Source organism: Flavobacterium sp. 140616W15 (genome assembly GCF_003668995.1).
GTDB lineage: Bacteria > Bacteroidota > Bacteroidia > Flavobacteriales > Flavobacteriaceae > Flavobacterium.
This window is the reverse complement of record NZ_CP033068.1, coordinates 3792514-3809911: the sequence shown is the minus strand read 5'-3', so window position 1 is coordinate 3809911 and position 17398 is coordinate 3792514. Positions and strand designations below refer to the sequence as shown.

General features: G+C 32.9%; 16 protein-coding genes and 1 pseudogene. 3 read left to right on the top strand and 14 right to left on the bottom strand.

Annotated features, from left to right (window positions below):
* Positions 1–207: 207 nt before the first annotated feature.
* The 3 genes from EAG11_RS16710 to EAG11_RS16700 form a co-directional block, all read right to left on the bottom strand.
* The gene (locus tag EAG11_RS16710) at positions 208–993 is read right to left on the bottom strand and encodes a hypothetical protein (RefSeq protein ID WP_129540155.1); all 786 of its coding nucleotides are present in this window, start codon (positions 991–993) and stop codon (positions 208–210) included.
* Positions 994–1139: 146 nt separating this feature from the next.
* Positions 1140–1649, bottom strand: coding sequence for a DUF6646 family protein (locus EAG11_RS16705; RefSeq protein WP_129540154.1), 510 nt, complete (start codon positions 1647–1649; stop codon positions 1140–1142).
* 43 nt (positions 1650–1692) lie between these two features.
* Positions 1693–2418: a metallophosphoesterase family protein gene (locus tag EAG11_RS16700; RefSeq protein ID WP_129540153.1), complete on the bottom strand. Its 726-nt coding sequence runs from the start codon at positions 2416–2418 to the stop codon at positions 1693–1695.
* 189 nt (positions 2419–2607) lie between these two features.
* Between EAG11_RS16700 and dinB the strand changes: the two genes are divergently transcribed.
* The 3 genes from dinB to EAG11_RS16685 all read left to right on the top strand — a co-directional run bounded on the left by dinB (position 2608) and on the right by EAG11_RS16685 (position 5338).
* Positions 2608–3690 carry a DNA polymerase IV gene (gene dinB / locus EAG11_RS16695; protein ID WP_129540152.1) on the top strand — a complete coding sequence of 361 codons (1083 nt, stop codon included), beginning with the start codon at positions 2608–2610 and terminating at the stop codon, positions 3688–3690.
* A gap of 162 nt (positions 3691–3852) precedes the next feature.
* Positions 3853–4653: a hypothetical protein gene (locus tag EAG11_RS16690; RefSeq protein ID WP_129540151.1), complete on the top strand. Its 801-nt coding sequence runs from the start codon at positions 3853–3855 to the stop codon at positions 4651–4653.
* A 169-nt stretch (positions 4654–4822) separates the two neighbouring features.
* Positions 4823–5338, top strand: a complete 516-nt coding sequence (locus tag EAG11_RS16685; RefSeq protein ID WP_129540150.1) for a PAS domain-containing protein — start codon at positions 4823–4825, stop codon at positions 5336–5338.
* Between the two features lie 56 nt (positions 5339–5394).
* On the opposite strand, the gene EAG11_RS16680 is transcribed toward EAG11_RS16685, so the two are convergent.
* From EAG11_RS16680 to EAG11_RS16630, 11 genes and pseudogenes are all read right to left on the bottom strand, one after another.
* Positions 5395–6171, bottom strand: a complete 777-nt coding sequence (locus EAG11_RS16680; RefSeq protein WP_129540149.1) for a Bax inhibitor-1/YccA family protein — start codon at positions 6169–6171, stop codon at positions 5395–5397.
* Between the two features lie 689 nt (positions 6172–6860).
* Positions 6861–8231, bottom strand: coding sequence for an NADH-quinone oxidoreductase subunit N (locus tag EAG11_RS16675; RefSeq protein WP_129540148.1), 1371 nt, complete (start codon positions 8229–8231; stop codon positions 6861–6863).
* Between the two features lie 144 nt (positions 8232–8375).
* Entirely contained in the window at positions 8376–9815 is a 1440-nt protein-coding gene (locus EAG11_RS16670) for a NuoM family protein (protein WP_129540147.1), read from the bottom strand.
* Between the two features lie 13 nt (positions 9816–9828).
* Entirely contained in the window at positions 9829–11709 is a 1881-nt protein-coding gene (nuoL, locus tag EAG11_RS16665; protein ID WP_129540146.1) for an NADH-quinone oxidoreductase subunit L, read from the bottom strand.
* A gap of 6 nt (positions 11710–11715) precedes the next feature.
* Entirely contained in the window at positions 11716–12036 is a 321-nt protein-coding gene (nuoK, locus tag EAG11_RS16660; protein ID WP_035618229.1) for an NADH-quinone oxidoreductase subunit NuoK, read from the bottom strand.
* Complete coding sequence (locus EAG11_RS16655) at positions 12029–12574, bottom strand: NADH-quinone oxidoreductase subunit J (RefSeq protein ID WP_129540145.1); 546 nt, start codon at positions 12572–12574, stop codon at positions 12029–12031. The genes nuoK and EAG11_RS16655 overlap by 8 nt, the downstream gene beginning before the upstream one ends.
* Positions 12574–13119 (bottom strand): NADH-quinone oxidoreductase subunit I, encoded by a 546-nt coding sequence (locus EAG11_RS16650; protein WP_164998724.1) that lies wholly within the window; start codon positions 13117–13119, stop codon positions 12574–12576. Before EAG11_RS16650 ends, EAG11_RS16655 begins: the two co-directional genes overlap by 1 nt.
* Positions 13120–13282: 163 nt before the next feature.
* Entirely contained in the window at positions 13283–14335 is a 1053-nt protein-coding gene (nuoH, locus tag EAG11_RS16645) for an NADH-quinone oxidoreductase subunit NuoH (RefSeq protein WP_129540143.1), read from the bottom strand.
* A gap of 2 nt (positions 14336–14337) precedes the next feature.
* Positions 14338–15369 carry a 2Fe-2S iron-sulfur cluster-binding protein gene (locus EAG11_RS16640; RefSeq protein ID WP_129540142.1) on the bottom strand — a complete coding sequence of 344 codons (1032 nt, stop codon included), beginning with the start codon at positions 15367–15369 and terminating at the stop codon, positions 14338–14340.
* Between the two features lie 87 nt (positions 15370–15456).
* A pseudogene (nuoF, locus tag EAG11_RS16635) lies at positions 15457–16826 on the bottom strand (NADH-quinone oxidoreductase subunit NuoF).
* 2 nt (positions 16827–16828) lie between these two features.
* Positions 16829–17359: an NAD(P)H-dependent oxidoreductase subunit E gene (locus EAG11_RS16630; RefSeq protein ID WP_035618214.1), complete on the bottom strand. Its 531-nt coding sequence runs from the start codon at positions 17357–17359 to the stop codon at positions 16829–16831.
* Between the last annotated feature and the right edge of the window lie 39 nt (positions 17360–17398).

Here is a 17398-nt window from a genome sequence, read left to right as displayed (position 1 = left end):
GATAATAAAAAAAATATCTGTTTTAAATATTAATTGTGTAATGATGTTGTTTTGATGTTGTGTATTAGATAATGGCTGAAAAATGTTGACTTCGCGCGATATCGGTTCTTTTCTTTTTTGAGAATTTATGATATAAAAAAAAGCAACCCGTATGAGTTGCTTTTTTGAGACTATGTAAGTAAATACTACATTCTGTTTTACAGTTGTTTATTTTTTGGGTTTTATTATTCTTAATGAATACAATAATTTGCCTTTTCTATAAGATGGCTTTTCATCAGACTTAGTTAGAAGTACAAGGTCATATAATTCTATTTTATCTTTTTGAAATTCAATACCTAATTTTTTATCAGATCCATCAACAGTGGTAAAGCGTATTGCTGTTATGCCTCGAGTATCTGCTGAATCGCCATTGATGCTAATATAATAGTCTTTAAAATTTGAAAGACCACTTACTTTCCCGTCTTCAGTAAACTTAATTTCAGTTTTTGAAGATTTGATTGAATAGGTGTTCTCTGAGAGTGTTTTATTTATTAAAAGACGAAGTACAGTTACGTTTGTCTCTTTTGCTTTTTTGACCAATGAGCTATCTGCTTTGACATATTCTTGTGAATGATAACGTTCATCAAGTGGTAGTAGTATTAAATTCCCGTCTTGAATTACTGCTTTTTGAGTTTTGGTTTCATACAAATGGTTGACTAAAGTGTCGTTCTTAAAAGAAGCCAAATGTTTGCTTTTTTCGAGATCTTCATTAATAAAAGTAATACTGTCTTTTAAATTTTCTGGTACTATTATCTCTGTAACACCATTGTTAATGGTTTTGATTCCATTATCAATAATTATATCGTCTATAAAGTTTTTTGCAATCCAAGTACCTGCGAAGCTATTAGGCTGTTCTTTTTCAGTTTCCTTTTTGGAATCTTTACATGACGTAGCTGTAAGTATTAAAAATGCTATTGATGTACAGTAAAAAGTATTTTCGATAAATTTTTTCATAATTGCAGTGTAAATAATTTAATACAAATGTATTTAATAAATAATTGATTGCTAGTAAGTTTGTAGTAAAAAAAAAGACCATTTGAATTTTCAAATGGTCTTTTGGATATGATTAAGCTATTTAGCTGAAATTAGATGTCTTTTTTCTATAAACTAAAAGAAGCACCTAAGCTAAAAGTAAATTGATTGTTTAAATGATCAAATATTTTGTCGTTGTTACCATATTTAGCAATTGGAAAACCAAGTTCAGTGAATACTCCAAATCCATCTGTAAAGAAATAACGTCCACCAACATGACCACCAAAATTTCTTAATCCAAGGCTTAAACCTGGGTAAACATCTAGTTTTTCATCAACATTTATCACGCTACCTAAGTTTGCGTTCATTCTAACCTTTGCGTCAAAACGATCTTTAAAAGCTGGCTTTAAAGTTCCGTCAAATACATTATATTCTTTTACATCTAATAAATAGCTACTTACAATTCCAACAGAAAAATTTTCTCCTAGACCAAAATCTATAGAACCTTGAATTCCAGTACCACCATCTTGAATGTTTGCACCAATGTTAACTTTAGTGTCTCCTTTTCCGCTAAATGCTTGCTGTGCTTGAGTTAAACCAAATACGAATAAAAACGCAAGTGTAATAATCTTTTTCATAAAATATAGGGATTTATTTTTTGCAAAAATAAGGCTTTATATATCAATTCCTACCCTTTTCGTCAAAATACAATTCGTTCAAAGGGTCGCTTTGCCAGTATTCTTTACTGTCAATATCCATAATTGTCAGCCTTCCTGTAAATGCAGCACCAGTATCAACATTCCAAACATTGGCTTTTTGTATAGGAACAGTTTCGTGAATTCTTGTAACTGGGGTGTGTCCAATAAAAATTTCTTTATAAAGTTTTAATCTTTTTGGATAGAGTAGTGAATCTGTTTCCATATTTGGATCTAATGCCATAGCAGTTTCCCACAGCGTTCTATCCCAAAAAAAAGATTCAAATGAATATTCATAAGTTACACCTCTTAAGTTAGTAAAACCTGCATGAATAAATAATCTATTTTCTGAATCTAGATAATAACCTTGTAATGACTCAAGAAAAGCAACGTGTATCTGTTTGTGTGTGTCACTAATCGATTCGTAAGCGAGAACAGTTGATTCACCACCATGATGATGCCATAATTCATTGTCTCTGCCGTCTCTCATCCATTGTTGAAGTAAATCATCATGATTACCTCGGATGCAAATACAATTTTGGTTTTGTTTTAATTCAATTAAAAAATCAATCACTTGAGGAGATTGACTCCAACCATCAACATAATCACCCAAGAAAATTAAGGTGTCTTTGTTTGTTACAGAGGCCCTTTCGAGTACTTGTTTCAAAGCAATTAAGCCACCGTGTATGTCTCCAATAACGAATGTTCTCATTTTAATGTTTTGTAATGTACTTACAAAAATAGGAGAAAATCATTTGGTTTTTGCTTATTCACTTGTTAATGTTTGTTATTATCTTCAAAATCTATTACTGCCTGTTTTGCATGAAAAATTTAACTTATGAGTAAAAATATTTATGCCTTTTTTATTCTCTATTGTTGGTTTCCTATCTAAATTTGTACTATGTCTGATGTACCTACATATCGAAAAATTATCCATATTGATATGGATGCATTTTATGCCTCGGTAGAGCAAATGGATAATCCAGATTTGCGTGGGAAACCTATTGCTGTGGGCGGTTCTGAGAATCGTGGTGTTGTGGCGGCAGCAAGTTATGAGGCTCGTAAATTTGGTGTTCGAAGTGCAATAAGTGGTATGCAGGCTAAGCGTAATTGTCCACAGCTTATCTTTGTTCGTCCACGATTTGATCGATATAAAGAGATATCAAATAAAATTCATAAAATTTTTCATGAATATACCGATTTAGTTGAGCCACTTTCGCTTGACGAAGCTTATCTTGATGTTACAATTAACAAAAAAGGAAATCCAAGTGCGAGTTTATTGGCTGAAGAAATTAGATTGCGAATTTTTAATGAAGTTGGATTAACAGCTTCAGCAGGAATTTCGGTAAATAAATTTGTAGCTAAAATTGCCAGTGATTACAACAAGCCCAATGGTCAAAAAACGGTAAATCCAGATGAGGTGATTGCTTTTTTGGAAGAATTACCAATTAGAAAGTTTTATGGAGTGGGGAAGGTAACTACCGAAAAAATGTACCAACTTGGTGTTTTTACAGGGACTGATTTAAAGAGTAAAACCTTAGAATTTTTAGAAAAACATTTCGGAAAATCGGGGACTTTTTATTATCATGTTGTGCGTGGAGTTCATAATAGTGAGGTGAAATCTAATAGAATAACAAAGTCGGTGGCAGCAGAACATACTTTTGATGTTAACCTTTCTTCGGAAATATTCATGTTGGAGCAACTCGAACGAATCGCAATTTCTTTAGAGCGACGTTTACAGAAGCATAAGATTTCTGGTAAAACGGTTACTCTTAAAATAAAGTACAGCGACTTTACACAACAAACTCGAAGTAAAACACTCCCTTATTTCATAGCCGATAAAAACTTGATTCTTGAAACTGTAAAAGAGTTGTTGTATCAGGAACGAATGAAAGATTCAGTTCGTTTATTAGGGATTTCATTAAGCAATCTTAATACCGAAGTAAAAAAAGCGATTGTTGTACAGCTTAAGTTTGAGTTTTAAATGATTTAAAAAGAGGTGTTAAATGCTCAATACGGTTATGATTACTTGGCTTTTAGATTTATCTTCGAGTTGAAGCAATTGCTTAAATTTGGGATGGTTGTGATATTGTTTTTGTTATTTAAAAAAACATAAAAAATCACTTTTTTAATTTAAAAGTAAATTATGAATACTGAATATTTATTTGAGAAGTTACGGAGTGCCCCTGTAGGGTTTGGCGTTGATGAAACAGAAGTTTGGCTTAGCGACATTCCTGAAATTCAGAGTCTCAGTGAAATTGAAGATGTTTTCTTAAGTGAAAACTTATCCATCAATGAGATAGATTCACTTGGATTGATAATTAAAAGAAAATATATTGAGAGCTCTGGTGAAAATATTTTTTCTGGAGGGTGTTTTGAGAATCAAATAAAGAGAGCCGGAATAAGCGACATTTACAGTGGACTTTCTATTTCCCAGGATAGCAGTAGTGTTTTGGATTTCTCAGCGCTAAACAAAAAACTAATAAAACTAGAAATATGCATCGCAAGAAAAGCTCAGAAAATTATCTTGCCAAACAACTCGTCTTTTGAAGCGCTAGATATAAGCCATACACCTAAGCTAGAGTGCATAGAGAATGTTGAATTACTCAAAAAAATCAAAATTCTATCTCTGCGTAACTGTACAAATCATATCAACCTTCAATTTATTGAAAAATTGAGTGAGCTACGCATACTCTCCCTTTCTGACAATAAAAATCTACCTGAGCTGGATTTTTTTAATGAAAGCAACCCTATTATAATATTGAATCTGGCACTAACAAACGCCATAAAACTCAAGAGAACAATAGCAAACCTATCAAAACTCAAAAAACTTAAGCATTTAAACATCAAAGCCAACCAGAAAGAGTTAAGACAGCTCAGAGAGCATTTACCAAAGTGTATTGTTAATGGGTTTTCGTTTGATCAAGCTTTGAAAGCAGGATTATAATCTGCTCTGTTATTAGGGATTTTATTAAACAGTCTTAATATTGAAGTTAAGTAAGCTATCGTTGTTTAGCTTAAGTTTAGCTTTTAAATTGCTTAAACATGCGTTAAATGAGTAATAAGTAACATGATTAGTGCTGTTTTCAATTTATCTTTGAATAAAATTTTAATTTATGTATGATTTAGATGCTTACGATGCCGCAATTGCAAAATATCATCAAGAGATGAATTGCAATGTTGTCCCAGTGATTTCATGGGATTTTCATCATGTGTCTTTAAATGATTTAAAAAGTAATTATTCAGATTGGCAAAAGGTACTTTATATTGCAAATAGATTTCACTGGGATGATTCCGAATTTAATGTTTTAGAAAGATTGAAAGAGGAAGTTGTAGTAGTTACAGATTTGAAGTTGAAGATTGTTTTTGCTTCCAATCGTATTTTTAATATGACAGGTTATAGAGAAGATGAAGTTGTGGGTAAATCGCCAAAAATGTTCCAAGGACCTGAAACTTCTTCCGTTGTTAGAGAGGAAATTAGATTAGCTATAAAATCTCATGAAGCTTTCGAAAAGACTATTCTGAATTATAAGAAAAATGGCGAAACCTATTTTTGTAAAATAAATGCTTTTCCTGTTTTTAATTTAAAAGGGAAGTTGACACATTTTATTGCTTTTGAAAAAGCAGCCTAATAAAAAAGCCTTTTTGAAAATCAAAAAGGCTTTTTGTATATAATTATTTGAAACGATTAGTCTCTACTATTTAGTTTAGATAGCAATCTTAAGAATTCAATATACAGCCAAACAAGAGTAATCATTAATCCCATTGCACCGTACCATTCCATAAACTTTGGCATTTTTTCTTTAACACCTTCTTCTATTCTATCAAAATCCAAGAATAGGTTTAAAGCAGCAATAACGATTACAAAAACACTAATACCAATACTCATCATAGAGCTACCATGATGAACAGGAGTAAAGCTTGTAAACATTGAAACTAACCAAGAGATTAGGTAATAAGTTGCAATTGCCAAAGTAGCTGCCATAACAACCGATTTGAATTGCTCAGTTACTTTTACAATTTTGTATTTATACAAACCTAAACAAACCATGAAGGTAACAAATGTTGCACCAACGGCTTGTATTACTATTCCTGGATACATTGCTTCAAAGATTGCAGATATTCCACCAATAAATAAACCTTCAAACAAAGCATAGCCTGGAGCTAAGTAAGGAGAAAGTTGCGGTTTGAATGCAGCAACAACAACTAAAATTAATCCAATGATTGCTCCACCAATTGTAGGAAGCATAGGGTTGATTCCGTTAAAAGACATCCACCAAGTTATCATTGCAGTAGCTGTAAGCAATAAAAATAAAATAAGAGTTTTATTGATAGTACCAGATAGTGTCATCTCATTACCATAATCGATAATTGTTGCCTGATGAGGATTCTCACTTTTTGCTGCAACCGAAGTTGGAGAAAAACGTTTATTACTTAAAAACGGATTGTTTGAGTTGAAAGCCATAATAGATTTAAATTTTAAAACGTACCAAATATAACGCATATTTTCATAATTGCTCCAATCCCTATATATATTTTAACAATTGAATTATCCCGCTTTTATACCAAGAGGCTTCTGAAATGGTTGAGGGTTTTAAATAAAATGTAGTTTTATAAAGTTGCAAGGCATAATAGTTTGGAAGATTATTAATATTTCAAAATGGAAGGTTTTAATTTTCAATTGATTTCAATCAAATCAAAATGTTGTTAAGTTAGGAAAGCCCCCTTTAATACTATACTGAATGTTTGTCACGCCAAGTAACAAAGCCACTAAGCAATTTAGATATAAACTTTGCGCCTTGGCCTCTTTGCGAGAAAATTTACTGAATACATTTTATTTATGTGTTGCCTCCAGCTTTAGCTGGAGGAATATTAGGTAAGTCTAGTATTGGCTTTAGCCAAATCTCAGTATTCTTTTGGCTAAAGCCAGATTTATTATCAATTCATTTAACCTCCAGCTAAAGCAGGAGGCAATTCATTCTGTATAGTCTTAAAAAAAACTATGCTATTAAAGTTGACTATAAAATATGAAATCATTTAAGTTCATTTAAGAAAAGTAGTAAAAACTCATATTCTCTTAAATGACTTATATAGTTTAAACAAAAAAGCCACCAAGTTTAGAACTTGATGGCTTGTGTTTTTATGTAGTTATATTTAGTTCAAAAGATCTAAAACTAAAGAAGGGAATAAACCGATCACGATGTTTAATAGTATAGAAACTACTGCAACAGCATAAATAAGGAAAGGTCTTCCTGTACGAGTTTCGTTAGGCTCTTTAGTGTACATTGCTAATATCAGTTTAAAATAATAACCAACACTTATGATAGAGTTAATTACTGCAACAATTACTAATGCTAGGTATCCAGCTTGTAATACTTGATTGAATAAGAATAACTTAGCAAAGAATCCTGCAAAAATTGGAATACCAGCCATAGATAAAAGTGAGGCGGTAAGAATAGCTGCTAATAATGGATTTGTTTTTCCTAAACCATGAAAATTAGTAATGTCTTCGTTGTCTCTGTTTTTGCAAACATATAATATAACGCTAAACGCTGCAATACCAGCTAATGCATAAGCAGTAGTATAATATAAAAGAGTTCCTGCGGAAGTTGCTAAAGTTAATAAAGTCATCAACATGAAACCTGCATGCGAAATACCTGAATAGGCAAGCATACGTTTTACGTTTACTTGACGTAATGCCATGATATTACCAACAGTCATAGATAACATAGAAACAATCACGATTACGATTACATAGCTTTCAGAAAGCTCAGCATTTAATATCGTTAATAATTTGTATAAAGTAGCAATAGCAACAACTTTAGCCAAAGTACTCATTAAAGCAGTTGTTAATGCAGGAGAACCTTCGTAAACGTCTGGAGCCCAAAAGTGAAATGGAACAGCAGCAACTTTAAACAACATACCAACAGTTAGTAAAACAATACCAATTGGAAACCAAATAGGCAATTCAGCAGATTGAGATAATTCACTAATTTCAATTACATCAAAACTTCCCATAGCTCCGTAAATCAAACAGATTCCGAATAAGATAATTCCAGATGCAAATGAACCCATTAAGAAATATTTCATTCCAGCTTCATTACTTTTTATTTTCATTCTGTCACTTGCTGCTAAAACGTATAGTGCAATAGATAATACTTCGATTCCTAAAAAGAACATAGCTAAGTTTCCAAAAGAAACCATTGCTACAGCTCCTGCCAATAAGAATATTTTGATAGATACAAAATCAGATATCTTCGTTTGGTGATCTTCGTAGAAGTTATGACTTAAAGCCACTAAGAAAATCGTTAAAACAATAAACAAAGATGAAAACGACGTAGAGTATTTACTCACCGAAATCATGTTATTGTAGTAACTTTCAGTTAAACCAAATTCTGAATAGTTTATTGCCAAAACGCCTAATAAACCAATTATAGTTACTGGTATAATGGCTTTTCTTAAATTAAGAATTTCAAACAGTAGGCAAAAAACACCCAATCCTATGATAGCTATTAATGTATTCATTTTTGTTTTTTTGATATAGGAAATCTAAAACTAATGATGCCCTAATTTATTTATTTAAAAATATGTTATTTATTCTTTAGCAGTGTAAGTTTTTAAGAATCAGATAAACTGAAATCAAAAATAATTACACTTTATTCTAAAAACTTAATTTCTATGTATAACTTTTAAAATTATATCTAAACTTGGAGTAATCAAATCTGTAATTGGTTTTGGATATAATCCAAAAAAGAATAATACAGCTATAATTGCTACAAGTGAAATTCCTTCAGAGACAGATACATCAGCAAAAGGTTTCGTATTTGTTTCGCCTAACATTGCATGTTGGAACATTTTAAGCATATAGTAAGCTCCTAATATAATTGTTGTTCCACCTAAAACGGCAAACCAAATATTAATTTGAGAAAGGCTATATAATACTGTGAATTCTCCAACGAAGTTAAATGTAGATGGTAGTGCTACCGATGCCAATACCAAAATTAAGAACATCGAAGTGAACTTAGGCGATTGGTAACGAATTCCACCCATTTCAGAAATAACTCTAGTTTCGTATCTTCTAAAAATGATTTCGGCAGCTAAGAATAAACCAACTACTACAAAACCGTGAGCAATCATTTGTAAAACAGATCCGCTTAAACCGTCTGCAGTTAATGTATAAGTACCTGCTGCAATTAATCCAACGTGTGCTAATGAAGAGTAAGCTAGTAATTTTTTTAGATCTTTTTGTCTTAAAGCTACAATCGATCCATAAATTACTCCAGCAATACCTAATCCGATGAATATAGACATGTATTCTTTTGCAGGAAGTGGAGCAATTGGCAATTGCCAACGAATGATGCTGTATAGTCCCATTTTAAGCATAATACCTGATAAAAGCATGGTTCCTGCAGTAGGTGCTTTTTGGTACACACTTGCTTGCCAAGTATGAAATGGAATAAGAGGAATCTTAATAGCATATGCTAAGAAGAAAGCCAAGAAAATCCAAAGTTGCTCAGTTGCAGTTAAATCAAGTTCATATAAATCAGTCAATAAGAAACTACCTGCTTTTGTATATAAGTAAACAAATGCTACAAGCATAAATAATGAACCAGCAAGAGTGTAGATAAAGAATTTAACTACTGCTTTTCTGCGTTCTTCGGTGTCACCATTACCCCAAATTAAAGCGATAAAGTAAATAGGGATTAATGATAATTCCCAAAAGATATAATATAACAAACCATCTGCTGCAAGGAAAGTACCTACCATTGCAAATGCCATGAATAAGATTAATGCATAGAATCCTTTTGCGTTTGGATATGAATTACCAAAAGAAGAGAGTATGATTATTGGTGTTAAAGCAGTTGTTAATAATAACATTGCAATAGCCAATCCATCTGCATTTAATACAAATGAAATTTTAGGCTGAGTAATCCATTGACTAATATAATCAATGCTTTCGCCAAGATTATAATGATTTAATAATACAATCGAACAACCTAAAGCGGCCAAACTAAAGAACAGGGCTACTTTTGAAGCTAGTTTATCACCCACAAAATAAGTGACAAATGCACCAATTAAAAGTATAATTAATATAAGAGAAACGTTCATAGTTATTAAATTATTAAGCTAAAAATATATAAGAAACAATGGCACACATACCCAAAACAAAAGCGAATAAATACAATCCGATACTTCCATTTTGTAATCTTCTACCTTGATAACTTACCTCATTGGTTACTTTTCCTAATCCGAAAACAAGTGCTGATAAACTTGTTTCAACATAATCTCTAAAGAATTTAGATAATCCATTAATAGAGCGTACAAATAGAAAGTCATAAAGTTCATCAACATAGTATTTGTTGTATAATACTTTTGTAACTCCAGTTATAGACTCATCTTCACCAGGAACATTATTTTGTTTGATGTATTTTAAGTAGGCAATAAAAATTCCAACTAAACCACCAAGAACTGCAACACCCATTAAAGTGTATTCAGTAGTTCCTAAATGATGAGCTTCGCCAGCTACTTTTGTAAAAAGAGGTGCTAAATAAGTATTCAACCAGCTATTTCCAGGCAAGCTTATCAATCCACCAAAAGTAGCTAAGATTGCTAAAATGATTAGTGGAAAAGTAATTAAAGCAGGACTTTCATGTAAATGACTTTTTTGGTGTTCTGTTCCTCTAAAATCTTTAAAGAAAGTTAAGAACATTAATCTAAACATATAAAAAGCAGTCATGATAGATGCAACCGATGCCACAACATAAAGTGGAATGTTATGATGAAAGGCTGTCAATAATATTTCATCTTTTGAGAAGAATCCAGAGAATAATGGAACTCCTGATATTGCCAATGATGAAACAAGCATTGTGATGAAAGTAATTGGCATTGCTTTACGCAATCCACCCATTTTACGCATATCTTGTTCACCGTGTAAAGCGTGAATTACAGAACCAGAACCCAAGAATAAACAAGCTTTAAAGAAAGCGTGTGTTATAACGTGAAAAACGGCTACTTCGTAAGCACCTAATCCTAATGCTAAAAACATTAATCCTAATTGCGAAACAGTAGAGTAAGCCAATACTTTTTTAATATCATTTTGAACCAAACCGATTGTAGCAGCAACAAGAGAAGTTATTGCTCCAATAACAGCAATTATGCTTTGAACATCTGGAGTTAAATCGAATACAAAATTTAATCTCGTAATCATAAAAATACCAGCTGTAACCATTGTAGCCGCGTGAATTAATGCAGAAACTGGAGTTGGTCCAGCCATTGCATCAGGCAACCATGTATATAATGGGATTTGAGCTGATTTTCCACAAGCACCAATAAACAAACAGAATGCTGCTGCAGAAAGCATATAGATGTTTAAATCTGTAGCACTAGCGATTGCAGTTTTTAAAGTTGCATAATCTAAAGTAGAGAACATAGAACCGATGATAAAAATACCAACTAGTAATCCTAAATCTCCAATTCTGTTCATGATGAAAGCCTTTTTTGCAGCATCATTATAGTCTTGGTTTTTATACCAGAAACCGATTAGTAAGTAAGAACAAAGTCCTACACCTTCCCAACCAATAAATAATACTAATAAGTTACTTCCAACAACAAGCGTAATCATGAAAAATACAAACAGGTTTAAGTAAGCAAAAAACTGGTGCATTTTCTCATCATCATGCATATAGCTGATAGAGTATAGGTGAATCAAAGAACCAATACCAGTTACAAAAAGTAACCAAAGCAATGATAGTTGATCTAATAAGAAACCTAAATCAACTTTAAAATTACTTATCTGAATCCATTCAAATAAAGAAATGCTGATAGGTTGTTGAGTTTGATTTATTTGAAGGAAAAAATAAATAGACACAGCAAATGAAACAACTACAGAAAGAGTTCCTATAGCCCCAGAAACTGTCTTTCCTAAACTTTTTCCAAAGAAAACATTGATTAAAAATCCTAAAAAAGGAGCTAATACTAAAACTAAAGCTAAATTGGTATCCATTGCCATTTATCCTTTTAAATTTTTTAAATTATCGATACTGATTGAATGTATGTTTCTAAATATCGATACTAAAATTGCCAATCCAACTGCTACTTCAGCTGCAGCAACTGCCATCGAGAAAAATACGAATACTTGTCCTTGTGCATCTTGGTGATACGTAGAGAAAGCAACAAATAATAAGTTTACTGCATTAAGCATGATTTCAATAGACATGAAAACGATAATCGCATTACGTCTGTATAAAACACCAAATATACCTACACAAAAAAGGACTACACTTAAAAATATGTAGTTTTCGATACCTATTTGATTTAAAATATTATTCATTATTTTTCGATTTTTCTTTTTTAGACAATAACACAGCTCCAATCATAGCAACTAAAAGTAAAATAGAAGCAAATTCAAAAGGAACCATATATTCGTTCAATAGTATTTTACCCAATACTTTAATCGATTGGAAATCTTCTCCTGTCGAGTCGTATTCTCCAACAATTGGTTTTGAATTAATAAATATTGCAATTAATACAACACAAATTAAACAGAAAGAAACAATTGCTCCCAAACGTGTAATTCGAGGTTTATGTACTTCGTTTTTCTCGTTCAGGTTCATCAACATTATCGTAAACAGGAATAAGATCATTATGGCTCCAGAATAGACTATAATGTGAACTATTGCTAGAAACTGAGCATTTAATAGTAAGTAATGACCAGCAATCGAGAAAAAGCAAATCACTAAATAAATAGCGCTATGAATAGGTGTACGACTAAAAATCGTTAAGAATGCGGTAATCACAGTTATGAAAGCTAAAATACAAAAAGTAATTTGTATTGCATTTGCATTAGCAAAATCAGGTATATGTATCATTAATTAGCGTTTTTAAGTTGTGCGTTTTTCATAGCCATGTCTAATGGCATCACTAATTTGTCTTTTCCAAAAATAAAATCTTCTCTATTATAGCTAGAAGGAACTAATACTTTTGAAGTCGTTAGGTAAATTGCATCTTTAGGACAAGCCTCTTCACACAATCCACAAAAAATACAACGCAACATATTAATCTCATATATCGAAGCATATTTTTCTTCTCTATACAAATGTTTTTCATCTGGTTTGCGCTCTTCAGCTTTCATAGTGATAGCCTCAGCAGGGCAAGATAAAGCACATAATCCACAAGCAGTACAGTTCTCGCGACCTTGCTCATCACGTTTTAGCATATGCTGTCCGCGGTAAACATCACTACGCTCACGAACTTGTTCAGGGTAATGAATTGTAGGTTTACGTTTGAACATATGTTTGATTGTAATGAACAATCCTTTAGCAATCGCTACAAGATACAATCGCTCAAGAAAAGTCATCTCTTTATTTGAGACTACCTTTTTTCTACCCGATAATGATATAGTTTCTATTGACATTTTAATTTATCATTTACGATTTTGATTCCAAAACCAAATTCAAAAATTTATTTCTTTTATTTTTTATCTGAAGCTAATCCTGCTATCCGTTGCAATCTTTACTGTTTTGGTAGCAAAACACCAAAGGATTTTCACTTCTATCAGGGCTAGGCGTTTTCGTTTATTAAAACCCTAAATAAGCTGCAATTTCACCTCTTAACATTACAACACCTGTAATCATAATATTGATGATAGAAAGCGGAATTAATATCTTCCATCCTAAATGCATCAATTGGTCATATCTGAATCTTGGAACAGTCCAACGAACCCACATATAGAAAAATATGAAAAAGCATATTTTAGCAAATAAAACAACCATTCCTAAAACGTTTGCTGGATTAACTCCTGCATTCTCTACCATCCATTCCATTCCAGGATAGTTATATCCTCCAAAGAACAATACAGAGATAATAGTAGCAGAGATAAACATATTCGCATATTCAGCAAATAAATAGAATCCCATTTTCATCGACGAATATTCCATATGGTATCCACCAATTAATTCATTTTCACACTCCGCTAAATCAAAAGGAGTTCTATTCGTTTCAGCAAAAGAACAGATAAGGAAGATCAAGAAAGATAAAGGTTGGTAAAATACGTTCCAGTTCATTCCCGCTTGTTGCATAGAGATTTCTCTCAAACTTAAGGTTCCAGTCATCATTAACAATGCGATCATAGATAATCCCATTGCAACTTCATATGAAACCATTTGCGAAGCAGCACGAACAGCTCCCATCAAAGAGAATTTACTGTTAGATGCCCATCCACCAATCATGATACCATAAACTCCAACAGAAACAACACCAAAGAAGTATAATAAACCAATGTTAATATCAGTAGCTTGTAATAAAATATCTCTTCCAAACAAGTGTAATTTGTCTCCCCAAGGAATAACAGCACTTGTCATTAAAGCAGTACTCATTGCGATTGCTGGACCTACAACAAATAAAAATTTATTTGGAGTATTCGGGAAAAATTCTTCTTTAGAGAATAATTTCATACCATCAGCAAGTGGTTGTAATAATCCGCCCCAACCAGCACGGTTAGGACCAACACGATCTTGTAAATAAGCAGCAACTTTACGTTCAGCCCAAGTAGAATACATTGCCATAAGCATGGTTACAGCAAATACCACAAGAATTACAACACTTTTTTCTAAAATAAATGTACTATCCATTTTTAAGATATTTTGTCGTTATTGGTTAATGGAATTTGTGTCATACTAATTTTTTTACGGTCTTTTTCTCTACCCAAAAGAATAATCTCTTCAGTAGCGATTTCAACTTTCTCTAATTTACGAGTGTAGTTGTTTTGATTGATTACAGAATCTTTTTCAAATTCTCTAGGTCCTTCAATAGTCCAATCTGCAACATTTTTGTGGTCAAAACGACAACTGTTACAAATAAACTCTTCAACTTCATGATAGATGTCTTTACGGCCAGTAACACGTTGTATTTCGCCTCCAAACATCCAAACAGTAGTTTTTCCACAACATCCTGGAGTTGTACACTCTCTGTGTGCGTTATAAGGCTTGTTAAACCAAACTCTTGATTTAAAACGGAAAGTTTTATCAGTCAAAGCTCCAACAGGGCATACATCAATCATATTTCCAGAGAACTCATTATCGATTGCTTTAGAGATACCAGTCGAAATATTAGCGTGATCTCCACGATCTAATACCCCGTGAACTCTATTGTCTGTCAATTGATCTGCAACTTGTACACATCTCTGGCATAAGATACAACGGTTCATGTGCAATTGAATATGCGGACCTATATCTTCTGGCTCAAAAGTTCTTTTTTCTTCAATGAAACGTGATTTCGGATTTCCGTGCTCAAAACTTAAATTTTGAAGATCACATTCACCAGCCTGATCACAAACAGGACAATCCAATGGGTGGTTAATCAATAAAAATTCTGTTACAGATTTACGTGCTTCAGTTACTCTATCAGAAGATTTACTGTTTACTTCCATACCATCCATACATCCTGTTACACAAGATGCCATTAATTTTGGCATTGGTCTTGGATCAGCTTCACTACCTTTCGATACTTCAACTAAACAACAACGGCATTTTCCTCCGCTACCTTTTAATTTTGAGTAATAGCACATGGCTGGCGGAACTAAATCTCCACCAATCATACGTGCAGCCTGTAGGATTGTTGTTCCTGGCTCTACGTCTATACTTTGACCGTCTATGGTTACTTTCATAATCAAATTTTGTTTCAGGTTTAAAGTTTCAAGTTGTTTGAATACTTTAATCTTAATGTTTTGTTTTCTGTAATTTGAAAACTGTATTTATACGATTACTTTACCGCCTACTAAATGTTTCACTTGTGAAAAAGGCTCAGCAACAAAATGCTCTCTATTTTTATTTTTTCTGGAAAACGAACGTGATATTCAAACTCATCTCTAAAATGACGAATTGCTGCTGCTACTGGCCAAGATGCAGCATCTCCAAGTGGGCAAATCGTGTTTCCTTCGATTTTACTCTGAATGCTCCATAATAATTCGATATCTTCTTCACGACCTTGACCGTTTTCGATTCTCCACAATATTTTTTCTAACCATCCTGTACCTTCGCGACAAGGAGTACATTGTCCACAAGATTCGTGGTGGTAAAAACGAGCAAAGTTCCATGTATTTCTTACAATACAAGCAGTGTCGTTGTATACGATAAATCCTCCAGAACCTAGCATCGATCCAGTAGCAAAACCACCATCACTTAAAGATTCGTAAGTCATTAAACGATCTTCACCATTTGCAGTTTTAAAAATTAATTCGGCTGGTAAAATTGGCACAGAAGAACCTCCTGGTACAAACGCTTTCAAAGGTCTGCTAGAAGACATTCCGCCTAGGTACTCATCAGAATTCATGAATTCATCAACACTTAAACCCAATTCAATTTCATAAACTCCAGGATTTTTAACGTGTCCAGAAGCTGAGATTAATTTAGTTCCAGTAGAACGACCTACACCAATTTTGGCATAATCGTCTCCAGAGTTGTTGATAATCCATGGCACAGTGGCAATAGTTTCAACATTGTTTACTACGGTAGGATTAGCCCAAAGTCCAGAAACAGCAGGGAATGGCGGTTTAATACGCGGATTTCCTCTTTTTCCTTCTAGTGACTCAATAAGTGCAGTTTCTTCTCCACAAATATAAGCACCAGCTCCACAGTGAACGTGTAGTTCTAGATCATATCCTGATCCTAATATGTTTTTTCCCAAAAATCCAGCAGCTTTGGCTTCGGCAATGGCTCTTTCTAATATTTTGAAAACCCACATATATTCTCCACGAATATAGATATATGACAGGTTAGCGCCTAAGGCAAAACTTGAAGTAATCATTCCTTCAATCAATAAGTGTGGAATGTATTCCATCAAATAACGATCCTTGAATGTACCTGGCTCAGATTCGTCGGCGTTGCAAACTAAATGTCTTGGTTTTCCTGATTTTTTATCAATAAAACTCCACTTCATTCCTGCTGGGAAACCTGCACCACCACGACCACGAAGACCTGATTTTTTTACTTCTTCTACAACTTCGTCTGGTGTAAGCGTTTTTAAAGCTTTTTCTACAGAAGCATAACCACCATTTTTGCGGTATACTTCGTAGGTTTTAATACCAGGAATATTGATTTTATCTAATAATATTTTTTGTGACATAATTATTTATCGTGTAATATTATTTTATTGTCCTTGCAATCAGCGATTAACTGATCAATTTTTTCTTCGGTAAGTTTTTCTTTGTAGAAATCACCTAACTGCATCATTGGAGCGTATCCACAAGCACCTAGACATTCTACACCAGCAATGCTGAACATACCATCAGGAGTAGTTTCTCCCATTTTGATACCCAATTTTTCAGATGTATAATCCATTAAATTTTCAGCACCACTTAAACAACAACAAGAAGTTTGGCAAAATTCAAACATGTATTTACCCATTGGCTTTTGGTTGTACATGGTGTAAAAAGTTACTACCTCATAAACCTCAATTGGTTTTATATGTAAGATTTCGGCAACCTTGTCCTGAAGTTCAATGCTCAGCCAATTTTCATGGGCATCTTGTACTTCGTGTAAAACAGGCAATAAAGCCGATTTTCTTTTGTCTTCAGGATAATGACTGATTAGTTCATTGATGCGGTTCATCAATGCTTCGGTCATGTTTATTTCTTGTTTGTAATGTGTTCTTTCCATTTTATTTTAAATCTGAAATCAAAAATCGTTATTCTACAA

Coding starts and splice junctions, on each gene's coding strand:
- EAG11_RS16670 (WP_129540147.1), bottom strand. CDS start 9,815: ATGAACGTTTCTCTTATATTAATTATACTTTTAATTGGTGCATTTGTC.
- nuoK (WP_035618229.1), bottom strand. CDS start 12,036: ATGAATAATATTTTAAATCAAATAGGTATCGAAAACTACATATTTTTA.
- EAG11_RS16630 (WP_035618214.1), bottom strand. CDS start 17,359: ATGGAAAGAACACATTACAAACAAGAAATAAACATGACCGAAGCATTG.
- nuoH (WP_129540143.1), bottom strand. CDS start 14,335: ATGGATAGTACATTTATTTTAGAAAAAAGTGTTGTAATTCTTGTGGTA.
- EAG11_RS16710 (WP_129540155.1), bottom strand. CDS start 993: ATGAAAAAATTTATCGAAAATACTTTTTACTGTACATCAATAGCATTT.
- EAG11_RS16650 (WP_164998724.1), bottom strand. CDS start 13,119: ATGTCAATAGAAACTATATCATTATCGGGTAGAAAAAAGGTAGTCTCA.
- EAG11_RS16685 (WP_129540150.1), top strand. CDS start 4,823: ATGTATGATTTAGATGCTTACGATGCCGCAATTGCAAAATATCATCAA.
- dinB (WP_129540152.1), top strand. CDS start 2,608: ATGTCTGATGTACCTACATATCGAAAAATTATCCATATTGATATGGAT.
- EAG11_RS16655 (WP_129540145.1), bottom strand. CDS start 12,574: ATGATACATATACCTGATTTTGCTAATGCAAATGCAATACAAATTACT.
- EAG11_RS16680 (WP_129540149.1), bottom strand. CDS start 6,171: ATGGCTTTCAACTCAAACAATCCGTTTTTAAGTAATAAACGTTTTTCT.
- EAG11_RS16705 (WP_129540154.1), bottom strand. CDS start 1,649: ATGAAAAAGATTATTACACTTGCGTTTTTATTCGTATTTGGTTTAACT.
- nuoL (WP_129540146.1), bottom strand. CDS start 11,709: ATGGATACCAATTTAGCTTTAGTTTTAGTATTAGCTCCTTTTTTAGGA.
- EAG11_RS16690 (WP_129540151.1), top strand. CDS start 3,853: ATGAATACTGAATATTTATTTGAGAAGTTACGGAGTGCCCCTGTAGGG.
- EAG11_RS16675 (WP_129540148.1), bottom strand. CDS start 8,231: ATGAATACATTAATAGCTATCATAGGATTGGGTGTTTTTTGCCTACTG.
- EAG11_RS16640 (WP_129540142.1), bottom strand. CDS start 15,369: ATGAAAGTAACCATAGACGGTCAAAGTATAGACGTAGAGCCAGGAACA.
- EAG11_RS16700 (WP_129540153.1), bottom strand. CDS start 2,418: ATGAGAACATTCGTTATTGGAGACATACACGGTGGCTTAATTGCTTTG.